We start from the raw sequence: 15,186 nt of genomic DNA on the forward strand, positions 1-15,186 counted from the left end.
ATATCGAGCCGAACGCTGGACTTGAAAACAACCGGAATCGGCCCCCTCTCCCAGAGGGTGAGGGACTGACCGAGGTGTATTTACGATTTACGCTCGCCTGCAATATCGAGCCGAACGCTGGACTTGAAAACAACCGGAATCGGCCCCCTCTCCCAGAGGGTGAGGGACTGACCGAGGTGTATTTACGATTTACGCTCACCTGCAATATCGAGCCGAACGCTGGACTTGAAAACAACCGGAATCGGCTCCCTCTCCCTCGGGAGAGGGCTGGGGTGAGGGGCTACGGTTTTAAACCCTGCGAGCAATCACCAACACCACAAACAAAAAACGGGCCTGCATCAGCAGGCCCGTTCTCCTTTGGTTACTTGTGAAATCAGCGCATCAACTGTTGATCGCTGCCTGTTCGTTCTCGTCAAATTCTTCCGCCAACAGCTTGTCGTTGGCTTTGCCGGTAAATGGCACTACAGCGGCGCGTGGTTTACCTCGCAGTTTGCCGAACAGATGATCCAGTTTGTGCTCGAGTTTCTCGGCAGCACCGTCGATCGCCTGTTCCAGCGAATCGGCTTTATGAGTCACGGAAATCGGTTGGTGGCCTTTTGGCCGCGCTTCCAGTTGGCAGCGCAAGTCATGGGGACCTGGTTTCTCGCCGTTCTCGTCGCTCAGGTGGACTTCGACACGGGTCAGGTCTTCTTCATAACGGTCGAGCGTGCTCTCAATAGTTGTACGTACCCACTCCTCCAGTCGCTTACTGCTTTGAATATGGTTATCGCTGTTGACTTGGATTTGCATAGTTCATCCCTTATTTCAGCTAGCTCGCTGGAGGCCTTGAGTTGAATTTCCTGACCTCCTGGTTACAACAATCGGCCCGAGCGACGAACATTTCAACCCCTGAAAAAAGAAAAATATTCATTCGCAAAAAAAGCCGGACAACCGAGCTGGGCGCTGTTAATGTCGGGAGTTGGGTCGACCCGCTCCGCAGAAAAATCTGCTCACATCTGTTGCTCATTCAGCGGGTGCAGGCTGCGAAAAATCCCCGCCTCCTCCACCAGCCAGTCATGCACAGCGCGCACGCCCGGATGGCTCAACGCCCCCGGCGCATATAGCAACACGTAGCGTTTATGGTTGGGCACCGACAAGCCGAACGGCACAATCAAAGTGCCGCGCTCCAGCTCATCGTTGAGCAACGTGCGCCGGGCAATCGCCACGCCCATACCAGCAATCGCCGCTTCGATGGTCAAGTGATTGCGATTGAACGTGTGGCCGCGCCGCACATCGGCGCCTTCGAAGCCAATCGCATTCAAATAGAACTCCCATTCCGCGTATTCGTAACTGCCACGCCAAGCGGTGATGTCGTGCAGCAACGGGAAATGCACCAGATCCGCCGGCCCGTGCAACGGCGGTCGCCCACGTAACAGGCTCGGCGCGCACACCGGGAAAATCTGCTCGTCGAGCAAGGCTGTGGATAACAATCCGGGGTAGCTGCCATCGTTGAGGTCGATGGCGAGATCGAAATCGCCTTCGTGCAACGGCACGCTGCTGTCCTCGGCCACCAGGCGCAACTGGATGTCCGGAAAGCGTTGCTGCAAGCGCGGCAGGCGCGGAGTCAGCCACTTGCCGAGAAACGACGGGATCGACCGCAACCGCAGAGTTCCGCTGATCATCCCGGCGTCCAGCCGGCGCAATTCCGCATCGATGCTGCCGTACGCTTCATTGACGGTAATCGCCAGTCGCTGCCCCTGTGCACTCAACTCAACGCCCCGCGCGCGCCGATGAAACAGGCGAAAGCCCAGGCGCTCTTCCAATTGGCGGATCTGCTGGCTGACCGCGCCCGGGGTGATGTGCAGCTCTTCGGCACAACGGGTGAACGACAGGTGCCGCGCGGCACAGGCAAACACCTGCAGCCAGACATAGGTCTGGGCATGCAATTGACGACTCATTGTTTAGTCCTGCTAAAGGCTGTCTTAGGAGGTTTCGTTGGTCACCTCGAACCGAGGCAGGCAGTATCGCCGACATTGCGCTTGTCCGACAAAAAATGGCAGCGATTCCTACTCCATTGCTTGTAAGGGTTTAGCATGGCTATCAGTGTTTTCGATCTATTCAAAGTGGGCATCGGCCCGTCCAGTTCCCATACCGTCGGCCCGATGCGTGCAGCGGCGACCTTTGCCCAGGCCCTGATCGACCAGCATCTGCTCTATGACGTGCGACGGGTGGAAATCCGTCTGTACGGCTCACTGTCTGCGACCGGCGTTGGCCATGCCACCGATCGCGCGACGGTCATGGGCCTGATGGGCGAGTGGCCGGACAGCATCGATCCTTCGACCATCGATCCACGCATTCAGCAACTGCGCGAAACCGGACAACTGTCCCTCGCCGGTCAACGCTCGATTGCGTTTGACTGGCAGAGCGATCTGCTGCTGCTCGACGAGAGCTTGCCCTACCACCCCAACGCCATGTCGCTGAGCGCATTTGGCGAAAGCGCCGAGCTGTTCGCGCAAACCTATTACTCGGTGGGCGGCGGTTTCATCGTCGAAGCGGCTGAAGCCGAGTCTGGCGTGGCGCCAACCAGCGACGTGGTGTTGCCGTACGATTTTTCCAGCGCCGCCGAACTGCTCGCCCTCTGCAAACAACACAATCTGCGCGTGTCCGAACTGATGATGGCCAACGAACGCGCCTGGCGCAGCGATGCCGAGATTCGCCAAGGCCTGCTGCACATCTGGTCAGTGATGCGCGAGTGCGTCGAACAAGGTTTGCGCCACGAAGGCATCCTGCCCGGCGGTCTGAAAGTACCGCGCCGCGCGGCGAAACTGCATCGCAGCCTGTTGGAAATCGGCAAACCGAATGTGATCAGCTCGACCCTGTCGGCGATGGAATGGGTCAACCTGTTCGCCCTTGCCGTCAACGAAGAAAATGCCGCCGGCGGGCGCATGGTCACCGCGCCGACCAATGGTGCCGCCGGCATCATTCCGGCGGTTCTGCACTACTACATGAAATTCAATCCGGATGCGTCTGACGATGACGTCGTTGCGTTCTTTCTCGGTGCAGCCGCCGTGGGCATTTTGTGCAAGAAAAACGCCTCCATCTCCGGTGCCGAGGTCGGCTGCCAGGGCGAAGTCGGTTCGGCTTGCGCAATGGCCGCCGCCGGCCTCGCCGACGTCCTCGGCGCGACACCGGAGCAACTGGAGAACGCTGCCGAAATCGGCCTGGAACACAACCTCGGCCTGACCTGCGATCCGGTCGGTGGCCTGGTGCAAGTGCCGTGCATCGAGCGCAATGCCATCGCGGCGGTGAAGGCGATCAACGCCACGCAAATGGCCCTGCGCGGCGACGGCAATCACTTTATTTCCCTCGACCGGGTGATTCGCACCATGCGCGACACCGGCGCCGACATGCACGACAAGTACAAGGAAACCTCGCGGGGCGGGCTGGCGGTGAACTGGGTGGAGTGCTGATCGGCCTGACTGCACTGTCAGCGATCATCCGCTCATTCCTGCCCTGAAAACGCGCTACAAAAAACGGCGAGCCCCGAGGCTCGCCGTTTTTTTCGCCGTGTTTATTGTTCGACAATTTTTCCGGCATGCCCCTTGCTACATCACCCTTGAGGCAAACGGACATTGCAAACCTCAGCGAACGAGATGCCAGTGGTCTGGTGTTGCGAACCAAATCAGATCATGGCCGGTCAACAACTGCACGTTCAATCAGGCGGTGACGCATCATGGACAACCCATTTCAGATCATTACCGATGCTTTCGCGCCGGACTATCAGATCAATCTGAGCATTCAGGGCCTGGACGGCAGCATCATGCTGACGCTGTCCAACGCGGGGCGCATCGTGGCCAAGCGCATGATCAGCGCCGAACAGCGCAACGATCCCGAGCGTTTGAAGAGGCTGGTGCAAAGCATCCAGTTCGGCATCGCCATCGAACAGGGCCACAGCGCCATGTCGATTCTCGAAGCCATGACCAGCGGCGCCGGGCTGACCCCGCCACCGCCACGCGTCAAGGGCCAGCCGGGCCAGGCGGCTGGCCTTTAAAGCTCGCCCTTCTCCACTTCAGGATGTTCGCTGGAGCCCGTGCCGAGCTTGCGCTGCGGGTTCTCGATCTTCACTGAGGGGAATTGCGACGAAGCGTAACGCACCACCAGGATCGCAAACGCCAGCAGCAAAATGCCGCCGCACAGGTAGATAATGCCCATGTCCGGCGGGTTGTGGTGCGAGACGTTGGAGATCAGCAGGCGCGTCAGTGCAGTGATCGCCACGTAGATCAGAAAGCGCACCGGCATGTGGTTGGTCTTGAAATAAATCCCGACCATCGCGCCCAGTTCCAGATAGATGAACAGCAACAGAATGTCATCGATCTTGATGTGCCCGACTTCGAGCATCCCGAGAAACTCCATCACCGCCGCCCACGCTGTCACCGCACCGATGGCGAACAGCGCCAGATAGTGAAAGGTTTCGACGAACAGGTTGCCCAGGGACTCGGCCAGTTGATGCACGTTACGCCGCAGTTTCTCGGCCCAATTTATTTTCACGATGAGTTTCCTTAGCCCGTTTCGGGCGGATGATGCGTATCGCACGTGACGGTTTTGCGCGCGCGCCTTGTAGCAACGGTTTTCATGCAGGTTCAGGGCCACGCATCATGGCGATCCGCCGCAAATCCCGCGCCGTGGCGTTTGGTCGCAGGCTCCCGGCTTAGCACAATCCCCGTGGGAGCGAGCCTGCTCGCGAATAGCAGCCACACCTACCCCTGACAAAACCCAAATCCGGTCTACATTGAAAAGCCACTACCCATGGCGCAGGGATTCGCTTATCCTTTTCGCTGTATATGGATACAGTAGTCGTCAAGACAACTTAATGTGAAGGCATGTGAGGTGGTGAATGGCCGTCGAAGTGGTATACCGCAGCAGCCGAGATCTGGAGCGCTTGTTCATGGATAAAGCCGAAGCTGATCGTCATGACAAAATGCTCGAACTGGCCGAATATCTGGCCGATGTGCTGCAAAAAGCCGTTCCGTCCCTGACTGAACAGCAAGTGGAAGAAGCCGGGATCTACATGGCGAAGAATCGCGATGTGTTCGCCAGAGCGTTCAAGAGCCAGCCCGATGCGCTGTCGGAGCTGATCAATGCGCCGGCCGAGCCTGTCGAAAAAGCTGAAGCGGCAGAACCTGATGAGGCGCCGGCGAAGCCAGCCAAACCAGCGAAAGCGCCGAAGTAATTAGAAAGATCGCAGCCTTCGGCAGCTCCTGCACTCGGAATGTAGGAGCTGCCGAAGGCTGCGATCTTTTGCTTTCAGCGATACAAAACCTTTTCGGCCAACTCATCCGCCACCCGCGCCGGCGAACGTTTTTCCGCCTGAGCATGGGCGAAGACTTCGGTCAGCCGCGAACTGATTTTCGACAGATGCGCCGTAATCGTCGGCAACTCCTCACCGCGATGTTTAAGCGATACGTAAATCAGCCCGCCGGCATTGATCACATAATCCGGCGCATAAAGAATCCCGCGCCGTTCCAGTTGATCCGCCACATCCAGATGGGAAAGTTGATTGTTCGCCGAACCGGCCACCGCCGAGCAGCGCAGCTGTGAAACGCTGTGACTGTTGAGCACACCGCCCAACCCGCACGGCGCGAGAATGTCGCACGGCGTGCTGAGCAATGCGTCGTTGGCGATCGGGTGAGCATTGAGCTGCTCCATCGCCAGTTGCACCTTGCCGTGGTCGATGTCACTGACGAGCAACTCGGCGCCTGCCGCGTGCAGTTGCTCGGCCAGCGCAAAACCGACATTGCCAAGCCCCTGGATGGCAACGCGCAGACCTTCGAGGTTGTCGCTGCCCAGGCGCGCCATCGCCGTGGCGCGTATGCCGGCGAACACGCCCATGGCCGCATGCGGCGCCGGGTCGCCTGCCGAAGTGGTGCTGGTAACGTGGCGGGTCTGCTGGGCAATGCAGTCCATGTCCGCCACTGACGTACCGCTGTCGATGGCGGTGATATAGCGGCCGTCGAGTTGCTCGATGCAACGTCCGAAAGCCTCGAACAACGCGGCGCGATTCTCGACATGGGCCGGGCGCACGATCACCGCCACCCCGCCACCTTGCGCGAGGCCGGCGAGCGCCGCTTTGTAGCTCATGTTTTGCGCCAGGCGAATGGCGTCCTCGACCGCAGATTCGTCGTTGGGATAGGCAAGGTAACGGCACCCACCCAGGGCTGGCCCCAGATGGCTGTTATGAATGGCAATGACCGCCTTCAACCCGGTGGCCGGGTCCACGCTCAGGTGCAGCGATTCCAGGCGAGTGCTTTGCATGAGAGCGAACATCGACAGGCTCCCGAATCACTTCTTGTAGAACGCCAGTATAGGCTTGCCCCTGAAAATTGCTGGCGCACACCGGCATGAGCCGCCGAGCGGACAATGCTGCGCCGCTATAACTCGCGCTCAGTGAGCCCGGCACTGGACGAACAACCCGGACGGGGCTAAAACGAGGCATTGGAGGGAGATTTTGATGAGTGCGCGCCAACGCTTTTTCGAATGCCTGCATCGTTCACCGCCGGCCCTGCTGGAAGCTGCGCTGTGGATAAGTGCCGAGCACGACAAAACCCTCGAGCCCGAGGCATGGTTGCGCACCTTCAAGGATCTGCAACTACGCGTCAGCTATGGGCTGCCGATGCTGCCGGTCAGCGAACTGGCGCAACCGCTGTTGCGACGCATGGTCGATCTCGGTTTCGCGCAGGATGATTTCCTGCCGCTGCGCCCGCAGGCGGCGCTGCTGCATCGCGTGTTGCACACCCAACGCGGTCAGCCGTTGGCATTGGCGTTGATCGCACTGGAATTGGCGCGTGGGTTGGAGATTCCTCTGGTCGGGGTCAACTTCCCCGGACATTTTCTGCTGCGGGTACCCGGCGCCGACCACTTGCTCGATCCTTGCGGCGGGCGGCGACTGTATCCCAATGACTGCCGAGAACTGTTGCAACGCCAATACGGGCCGAACATGCAGCTCAGCGCCGAACATTTGCTGAGCGCAACGCCGGTGCAGATGCTGCAACGTCTGTCACGCAACCTGCGCCAATTGCACCTGACCCACGACGATCACATCGCCGCGCTGATCGACGCAGAACGAGTGCTCGAACTGGGCGATGCGAAGGCCTCCGATTACATGGCCCGGGCCAGTCTGTATCAACGGCTGGATTGCCCGAACGCTGAACGCTTCGATCTGGAGCATGCATTATTGCTCAGCGAAGACCCGATCCAGCGCCTGCGCCTGACCGAACGCCTCGGCCATCTGCCGCCCAACTCCGTCGTGCATTAACTACCTTCCGCAGGCTGCCACCATCCTTGAGGCCCACACAAACCTGTGTGGGAGCGAGCCTGCTCGCGAAAGCGGTGTGTCAGCTGAATGAAAGGCCACTGACACTCCGTCTTCGCGAGCAGGCTCGCTCCCACAGGAATTACGGGGTGTCTGGTTGATTGGCAGGATGCGCCTTGATAAACGCCGGATGTTCAGCCGCCAAGGCAGCCACACGGCAAATCTTCGGATATGCCTCCAGGCTGACGTTGAACCGCTCAGCCGCATACAACTGCGGAATCAGATACACATCTGCCACGCACGGCCATTCGCCAAAACAGAAACCGCTGTCGCCGATCAACTGCTCCACCGTTGCCAGCCCTTGGCTGATCCAATGGCTGATCCACTCCACAACTTGCGCCTCATTCTGCCCCGCCTGGCGCAGGCGATTGAGCACGCTGACGTTGTGCAGCGGGTGCACGTCGCAGCCGATCACCGCCGCGACACCGCGCACCTGCGCGCGCGCCAGCAGATCATCCGGCAGCAACGGCACCTGCGGGTAACGCTCTTCCAGATACTCGATGATCGCCGGCGATTGAATCAGCAGCGCGCCGTCATCGGTGCGCAAGGCTGGCACCCGGCCCTGCGGATTGAGCGCCAGATACGCCGGTTGCCGATGTTCACCGCCCGACGGTGCGATCAGGTTGACCGGCAACGCCTGGTAATCGAGGCCCTTCAACGCCAGCGCAATCCGCACCCGGTACGATGAAGTGGAACGGTAATAGCCATAGAGATCCATAAGCCGCTCCTGTCAGCGCGCAGCGATCACGGTGCCGCGACATTCGCCGAAGCCGATCGAGGCAAAACCGTCGCGGGCGCAGCGGGCACGCAGGATGATTTCGTCACCGTCCTCAAGGAATTTGCGCACTTCGCCAGAAGCCAGTTCGATCGGTTTCTTACCGCCCTCGGTAATCTCCAGCAGGCTGCCAAACTGGCCGTTTTCCGGGCCGGACAAAGTGCCCGAACCGAACAGATCGCCGGCCTGCAACTGGCAACCGTTGACGCTGTGATGCGCAACCATTTGCGCGACGGTCCAGTACATGTAGCGGGTGTTGCTCAGGGTCAGGCGATGGGCGGGCAGGTTCTGCTCGCGCATGGTTTCGGTACGCAACAGCACTTCCAGCTCGATGTCGAAGGCGCCGCCATCCTGATCGCGCTTGTCGAGCAGATACGGCAGCGGCTGCGGATCACCTTCAGGGCGGGCCGGTTGCGCCGTGCGGAATGGTTCCAGTGCTTCAGCCGTCACCACCCACGGCGAGACGCTGGTGATGAAACTCTTCGACAGGAATGGGCCGAGTGGCTGGTATTCCCAAGCCTGGATATCCCGCGCCGACCAGTCGTTGAGCAGGCAGAAACCGGCGATGTGCTCGGCAGCGTCACCGATGGCAATCGGCTCGCCCATCTCATTGCCCTGGCCGATCCAGATACCCAGTTCCAGTTCGTAATCCAGACGCGCGCATGGACCGAATACCGGTTCGGTCTGGCCGGCCGGCAGCGTCTGGCCTTTCGGCCGGCGCACGTCGGTGCCGGACGCTCGCACCGTGGAAGCGCGACCGTGGTAACCGATCGGCACGTGCTTGTAGTTCGGCAGCAGCGGGTTATCCGGGCGGAACAGTTTGCCGACGTTCTGCGCGTGCTCGATGCCGACGTAGAAGTCGGTGTAATCGCTGATCCGTGCCGGCAGGTGCATCTGGCAATCGGCAGCCAGCGGCAAGAGTTTCGCGCCTTGCGCTTCGATGTTGCCGCGCAGGGTGCTGCCTTCACTGAACAGTTCGATCAGGCGTTCGCGCAGGGCCACCCGCGCCTCACGGCCAAGTTCAAAGAACGCATTCAACTGCCCGCCGTGCATGGCTTCCACCGCACTGCGTGCGACGCCGTCGAACAGACCGGCCTCAAGCGCCACCTGCAAATCGAAGATGTGCTCGCCGATCGCCACGCCAGCGCGCGGCGCAGAACCCTTGAGGCTGAACACGCCCAGCGGCAGATTCTGCAAGGGGAAATCGCTGTGACCGTTGGCCGAAGCGACCCAACTGCGGGGGATGGAATTCTGTGTCATGGGTTATCTCCGGGTCGGGTCGAACGTGGCGGGCAGCGTCGCCCAGCAAGCGTCGTAACTGGGTTGCAACTGTGGGCATTCGAGGGCGAAACGACTTGGACGAAGCACTTGGCTGGTCTCGAACATGAAGGCCATGGTGTTATCGATTTTTGCAGGTGCAAGCTCGGCGTTGATCGCCCTGGTGCAGGTTTCGCCGTCCGGGCCGTGGGCGCTCATGCAGCTGTGCAGCGAAGCGCCACCGGGCACGAAGCCTTCGGCCTTGGCGTCGTATTCGCCCTGGATCAGGCCCATGAATTCGTTCATCAGGTTGCGGTGGAACCACGGTGGCCGGAAGGTCTTTTCGGCGACCATCCAGCGCGGCGGGAAGATCACGAAATCGAGGTTGGCCAGACCGTGCACGCTGGTCGGCGAGGTCAATACGGTGAAGATCGAAGGATCAGGGTGATCGAAACTCACCGTGCCGATGGTGTTGAAACGGCGCAGGTCGTATTTGTACGGCACGTTGTTGCCATGCCAGGCGACCACATTGAGCGGTGAGTGATTGAGTTCGGTGGCCCACAACTGGCCAAGGAATTTCTGTACCAGAGTAGTCGGTTGCTGCAGGTTTTCGTAGGCAGCGACCGGGGTGAGGAAATCCCGTGGATTGGCCAGACCGTTGCTGCCGATCGGCCCCAGATCCGGCAGGCGCAGCGGCGCGCCATGGTTCTCGGCGAGGTAGCCGCGTGCCTGTGGATCGAGCAGTTCGACGCGAAATTTCAGGCCACGCGGCAGAACGACGATTTCCAGCGGTGCCACTTCGAGTACGCCCAGTTCGGTGGCGATACGCAGGCGACCGAGTTGCGGCACCAGCAGCATTTCCCCATCGGCGTTGAAGAACACCCGCTCCATCGAACGGTTGGCGGTGTAGTTATAAATGCTGATGCCGGAAGGTTTTTCGGCGCCAGCATTGGCCGCCATGCTGACCAGACCATCGATGAAATCCGTTGGCTCGGTCGGCAGCTCCAATGGATTCCAGCGCAGGCGATTGGGCGTCACTTCACCCAAAGGTCCGCCGGCCAGTTGCCGCTCCAGTTTGACGAACGCCGGGTGATTGGCCGACGGCTGAATCCGGTACATCCAGGTACGCCGCGCTTCGCTGCGCGGCATGGTGAAGGCGGTGCCGGAGAACAGCTCGGTATACAGGCCGTACGGGGCTTTCTGCGGAGAGTTCTGGCCAACGGGCAGCGCGCCGGGCAACGCTTCAGTGCTGAATTCGTTGCCGAAGCCGGACTGGTAAACCAGGTCCTGCGCGGTTGAATCGGGGTTCATGGAGCCTCCTGAACAGGGAGTCGGCAGTGGCCCATCGCTCTGGCTCAGAGGTCTCGGCACGCCGGGGTTGTTATTATCGTAATCTGATTACGCATAACGTAATTTGCTCGCTATCCAGCGTCAAGCTATAAAGACGCCCATTCGAACCGGAACCGCCAGCCCCATGGAAAAAACCAGCGACAGCAACGGCAAACAGAAAGTCCGCTCCGCCGAAGTCGGCACCGACATCCTCAAGGCTTTGGCCGAGTTGTCACCGTCGACTTCGCTGTCGCGTCTGGCCGAACATGTGCAGATGCCGGCAAGCAAGGTGCATCGCTATTTGCAGGCGTTGATAGCCTCCGGATTTGCCGAACAGAACACCGCCACCAACCATTACGGCCTCGGTCGCGAAGCACTGCGCGTGGGCCTGGCCGCGCTCAACAGCATGGACGTGCTGAAAGTTGCCGCCCTGCCGCTGTCCGAGCTGCGCGATGAACTCAACGAAACCTGCTTTCTCGCGGTGTGGGGCAATCAGGGCGCAACCGTCGTGCACATTGAACCGGCGGTGCGCGCGGTGACGGTGGTGACGCAGTTGGGTTCGGTGCTGCCGCTGCTCAGCTCGTCCACCGGGCTGGTGTTCAGCGCTTACCTGCCGCACCGGGAAACCGATGAATTGCGCGAGCAGGAGATCGCTGTCGCGGAGCATCCGCTCAAGGATGAAACAGCCTATGCAGCGCTGTGTGAACAGATCCGCGAACGCGGTCTGCATCACGTGCATGGTTTGTTGATGCCGGGTGTGGATGCGCTTTCTGCGCCAGTGTTCAACGCGGTCGGGCAGATCGCTGCGGTGCTGACCATCGTCGGCCCGACCTCACTGTTCCACGCCGACGAAAACGGCCCGGCGGCGCAGCGGTTGTTGGCTGCGACGCGGGCCGTGAGCTGGCGCATGGGTTACGAAAGATAAATCAGACTATGAGCCCTCGAAACGGCTCAGCGAACCGTGGTCTTGCTGAATGCAGACTCAGCCTCTTGCATCAGTGACTTGAAGAACCCGATCAGTTCATCGGCGGGGTCTTCATGGCCGGTGTAATACGTAACCAGCTCCGCGACCGTGCGGGCGTCTTCAAACAGACTGAGAAACGAGCGTTGCGCACGGGTAAGTTCTTTAGCCGGCGCCCCCGCCGCTGCAGCCTGACCCAATGTCAGCAGTCCGCTCAATACATCCTGCACATGCCCCAGCGCGGCGGAATAATCACCGCGTCGGTGCGACTGCGACGCGTCGTAGATGCTTTTCATCACCTGCACAGCCACCACCACAGTGCCTACGGGTGGCACCAGCAGGCTGACAATGTTTGCGGCCTTCAACAGATTTTCATAAACCACACTGGCGATTATTTCGTTGAGACTGGTGGTACGTTCGTCGATGTCACTCAATACACGGCGCACTCGCTCGTCATGGAAAGTGAACAGATCGGGCAGTAACGAACGCTGCTGTGTGCGAATGACCGGTCGGGTATCAACCGTTGCGACCAGATTATCGAAGTAGTCATTGGTCACTTTCTGGTCAACCAGCAGTATCCGCTCGCTGTAATAGCTCCTGAATGGGCCTTTTCGAAAACGAATCGAAGGAATGAACTCAGCGATCGGTCGGAAGTTGACTTGATCCGGTGCGTCAGGCGTATAGAGCAAGTCGAAGAAACCTGACGACAACTTCAGTCGAAAAATATAAACGCCGCCAACCGCGCGGTCCCCAGGAGTCGTCAGACCCAGCGCGCCAATATTGAATTTGTACAGCCCGATATCACCTTCGGCGGTGCTGGTCCCTACCGACTGATAACCGCCACTCTCTTTCAGGTTATCGATGACCCCTTGGACAGCAGAGAAAGACTCTGTCGATAATCTGCCGTTGGTGAAATCGGCAAACGCATTGCGATACATCTCACAGCGGATTTTCCGGGCGTGTACCGCGCGCTTGAAAGCGTAATCAGGATGAGCCTTGTTCAGATATTGCTCTTCCAGCATCGCGCTGTATCGGTCACCAGGGCGGAAGGTTTTCGATAGCGAAGACAAATCCCGGATATCCAGTTTTTCAACGAGGGGATGTCCATTCACCAAGTAATATTTGGGGCTGTACTTGGTTTCATAGGCCGGATGATCCGCTTCGAAAGCGAGTCCCTCAAGCAAGACGTCGGTAACGCTCTTACGAAACTCTTCGGTCTGAATAATGATCTGGTCGGGATTGACCGAAATGTTGCTGCCGCGCGAACGCAATAGGTCTTCTATCTGGGCTTTCACCGCGTCATAGGTGAACTGCTCGAATGTCGGAAAACCATTGTCTCGTGCATCAACCGTGGACAGCGCCTTGAGTTCGGTTGTCAGACGCGAATAGCGCTTGCGCCCCTCAATGCCAAGCGCCCGATAAGCTGCCGGTGCAATGGCCTTGTGCAGCGCAACTTCGGCTCGGTAGGCGACATTTACGTAGTCCGCCAAAGGTGCCTTGGCGTTCAGATAAAGATCGACCGGCCGGCTATCAAGCGTGTAGCGGTAGCTCAGTTGAGTACCAGCGCTGCCAAGCAACTCACCCGCCTCGTGCAGGTAGTCGGGATGAATCATCAATGCGGCGTATTCACGATCCGCCGACAATGCCGACTCCAGCCAGCGGTTCGCCGCGTAGATATCGGAAAATTTCTGCAGTTCGAATTGCCCGTCAGCTGTTTTGACCAACATCAGCGACGGTGCGTATTCTTTGGCCGAAATCATCAGAACATCTTTCAATGCTGGGACTTGCAGCCTGATTTTCAAGCCCTGAATAGTCACCGCAGGGTCGTTGGCCATGGCTCGCGCGATGATGTTCGCATCGGTGGAATCCAGCTTCCCGGACTGGCGAGCTCCAAAAACTGCAAACTCCATCTGGCTGAAGAGATAGTTGCGATAGGCCTCCTGCCAAGCAACCGACGGCGAGTATGCAAGACTGCCGGTAAACTCCAGGCGCAGATTACGATTTTCCAGCCACTGCTCGAGCGCTACTGCCGTCAGCCGACTTCCGTCGGGAGCGCCGATGATAGTCAGAGTCGCTTTATAACCAGTGTCATGCAGGCCGAACACAACAAACTCTGTCAGCGTCCGGGTCTCTTCCTGTTCGATGGTCCGTCCGGCAACTTGCAAAGTATACGAGCTATGGACACTGATCGCTTCTGGATCCAGGCGTTCGTCAAAGGCCCTCTGCGCCCATGCGGCGAACGTGCGCACCACATAGTCCTTGAAGGAAAAACACGCATCGAACGCGCTCGAATATGCAGCCTCATACTGGTCTTTGGATGCTTCAAGCTCGCTATAACGTTGTTGAACATCGTTACCAGCGGCATGCAGCCAAAGCGGCCAGTCGGTGCGTTTCAGTGCAGCCCAAAGCAGATAAAAGCGGGTGTCGATACCGTACCGCAGCACATGCAGGCGTTGATTCTCCTGAAGCATGGAGGTCAGCGGTTTTTCCAGTAATTCCCGGCCACTGATCATGGTCGACACACTTTCAAGCTGACCTTCGAGGTGGGCCTCTGCACAAAACGCATGAGGACTTTGCGTGGCTTTCGGGTAACTGATCTGCTCGCTACGCAGGGAAAGTCTCTGCTGAAGTTTGCTGTGCAAATCGGTATTTTTTTCAAAGAACTCGAAGCCGTTTTCCGGCGTGTGCAGCAGATAGGAAGTCGACTCGTTGACCAGTTGCATCTCTGCGACCGCACGCTCGGCGTTGTCCAGAACGAAACAGGGCTGGCGCACCAGAAGATAATCCTGTGCCGGTTGCAGGTTGACTTCAAACGCTGCGCGACCGGCATCTGCTTCCAGCAGATGAGCGAATCGCTCGCCCAATCGGGCATCGAAATTGTTGGCCATGACCGACAGCGACAGCTCTGCACCGGTGACCACGGCATAGGCCTTGATGAAAGCCTGTTTGTTCGACAGCGGTGCATTGTCGGCATGGACGGGTTTCGCTGGCGCAGCCCAGAACTTTGCGATCTCGGCTCGCAATGTTTTTTCCAGTCCGGCAGTTACAGCAGCGATCAGATCCTCAACAACAATGGTATTGAGCACCTTGACTTTGAATTGCTCACTGAACGTATCCGGCAGAACAAAAACCCCATCGCCCCCCATAATATAGGCAGGACTTATATGGTTATTCAGACAATGAACCGTCACCTCCCAAAGAGTGCCTGATGGCCGATTTTCATCGGCAGGGAAAGCAGGATCCGTATTGATATAGACCTTGTCGATATCAACTGTTTTGCCCAGACGCTTCAATTCACCTTCAAGCATGTTGCGCAGAATATCCAGCACGCTCGGCATGGCGTCGATGATCTTGAACAGATCTGTTTTAGCCTGTGTTGCCTTTTCCCACTCTTCCGGCCAGGTAACCTGCTCACCGAAAGAACCACGCATCAAACTTTTATATAACTTGGCCACAAACTTCCCTTACTTGATTATCCAGAGCTGCAAGTGCAGCCACCGCCGATAATTGCAAGGT

Annotated in this window: 13 protein-coding genes and 1 pseudogene; 6 read left to right on the forward strand and 8 right to left on the reverse strand. The window is 58.7% G+C overall.

The window, feature by feature from the left end; genetic code table 11:
- Positions 1-371: hypothetical protein (locus J2Y39_RS24785; RefSeq protein WP_310220241.1), on the forward strand; the 371-nt coding region annotated here is incomplete at its 5' end.
- 10 nt (positions 372-381) lie between these two features.
- On the opposite strand, the gene J2Y39_RS24790 is transcribed toward J2Y39_RS24785, so the two are convergent.
- Positions 382-789, reverse strand: coding sequence for an HPF/RaiA family ribosome-associated protein (locus tag J2Y39_RS24790; RefSeq protein ID WP_016771629.1), 408 nt, complete (start codon positions 787-789; stop codon positions 382-384).
- Between the two features lie 200 nt (positions 790-989).
- Positions 990-1,937, reverse strand: coding sequence for a LysR substrate-binding domain-containing protein (locus J2Y39_RS24795; RefSeq protein ID WP_016771630.1), 948 nt, complete (start codon positions 1,935-1,937; stop codon positions 990-992).
- Between the two features lie 135 nt (positions 1,938-2,072).
- Between J2Y39_RS24795 and J2Y39_RS24800 the strand changes: the two genes are divergently transcribed.
- Together J2Y39_RS24800 and J2Y39_RS24805 are read left to right on the forward strand one after the other, a co-directional pair.
- Positions 2,073-3,449, forward strand: a complete 1,377-nt coding sequence (locus J2Y39_RS24800) for an L-serine ammonia-lyase (protein WP_095180402.1) — start codon at positions 2,073-2,075, stop codon at positions 3,447-3,449.
- A gap of 263 nt (positions 3,450-3,712) precedes the next feature.
- Entirely contained in the window at positions 3,713-4,030 is a 318-nt protein-coding gene (locus J2Y39_RS24805; protein WP_016771632.1) for a DUF3509 domain-containing protein, read from the forward strand.
- Here the strand turns inward: J2Y39_RS24805 and J2Y39_RS24810 are convergent.
- The gene (locus J2Y39_RS24810) at positions 4,027-4,527 is read right to left on the reverse strand and encodes a phosphate-starvation-inducible protein PsiE (RefSeq protein ID WP_039759287.1); all 501 of its coding nucleotides are present in this window, start codon (positions 4,525-4,527) and stop codon (positions 4,027-4,029) included. The two genes, J2Y39_RS24805 and J2Y39_RS24810, sit on opposite strands and share 4 nt — an antisense overlap.
- A 346-nt stretch (positions 4,528-4,873) precedes the next feature.
- Between J2Y39_RS24810 and J2Y39_RS24815 the strand changes: the two are divergent.
- Positions 4,874-5,128: pseudogene (locus J2Y39_RS24815) on the forward strand (YebG family protein); the annotation flags it as partial.
- A gap of 155 nt (positions 5,129-5,283) precedes the next feature.
- On the opposite strand, the gene J2Y39_RS24820 reads toward J2Y39_RS24815, so the two are convergent.
- Positions 5,284-6,303: a Glu/Leu/Phe/Val dehydrogenase dimerization domain-containing protein gene (locus J2Y39_RS24820; RefSeq protein ID WP_041479665.1), complete on the reverse strand. Its 1,020-nt coding sequence runs from the start codon at positions 6,301-6,303 to the stop codon at positions 5,284-5,286.
- 184 nt (positions 6,304-6,487) lie between these two features.
- Between J2Y39_RS24820 and J2Y39_RS24825 the strand changes: the two genes are divergently transcribed.
- Positions 6,488-7,291, forward strand: coding sequence for a SirB1 family protein (locus J2Y39_RS24825; protein ID WP_056782998.1), 804 nt, complete (start codon positions 6,488-6,490; stop codon positions 7,289-7,291).
- A gap of 139 nt (positions 7,292-7,430) precedes the next feature.
- On the opposite strand, the gene maiA is transcribed toward J2Y39_RS24825, so the two are convergent.
- From maiA to hmgA, 3 genes are read right to left on the reverse strand one after another with little or no spacing between them, the layout of a single operon-like run.
- Positions 7,431-8,066 carry a maleylacetoacetate isomerase gene (maiA, locus tag J2Y39_RS24830; protein WP_252887342.1) on the reverse strand — a complete coding sequence of 212 codons (636 nt, stop codon included), beginning with the start codon at positions 8,064-8,066 and terminating at the stop codon, positions 7,431-7,433.
- A gap of 12 nt (positions 8,067-8,078) precedes the next feature.
- A complete protein-coding gene (gene fahA / locus J2Y39_RS24835; RefSeq protein ID WP_056782995.1) occupies positions 8,079-9,383 on the reverse strand; it encodes a fumarylacetoacetase in 1,305 nt (434 codons plus the stop codon).
- Between the two features lie 3 nt (positions 9,384-9,386).
- Complete coding sequence (hmgA, locus tag J2Y39_RS24840) at positions 9,387-10,691, reverse strand: homogentisate 1,2-dioxygenase (RefSeq protein WP_056782993.1); 1,305 nt, start codon at positions 10,689-10,691, stop codon at positions 9,387-9,389.
- Between the two features lie 163 nt (positions 10,692-10,854).
- Between hmgA and J2Y39_RS24845 the strand changes: the two genes are divergently transcribed.
- Positions 10,855-11,634, forward strand: coding sequence for an IclR family transcriptional regulator (locus tag J2Y39_RS24845; RefSeq protein WP_150636138.1), 780 nt, complete (start codon positions 10,855-10,857; stop codon positions 11,632-11,634).
- A 26-nt stretch (positions 11,635-11,660) separates the two neighbouring features.
- Here the strand turns inward: J2Y39_RS24845 and J2Y39_RS24850 are convergent, their stop codons facing one another.
- The gene (locus J2Y39_RS24850; RefSeq protein ID WP_310220247.1) at positions 11,661-15,125 is read right to left on the reverse strand and encodes a dermonecrotic toxin domain-containing protein; all 3,465 of its coding nucleotides are present in this window, start codon (positions 15,123-15,125) and stop codon (positions 11,661-11,663) included.
- Positions 15,126-15,186: the final 61 nt, after the last annotated feature.

Origin of the sequence: Pseudomonas sp. 2957 (genome assembly GCF_031456345.1) — a bacterium.
Taxonomy (GTDB): Bacteria; Pseudomonadota; Gammaproteobacteria; order Pseudomonadales; family Pseudomonadaceae; genus Aquipseudomonas; species Aquipseudomonas siliginis.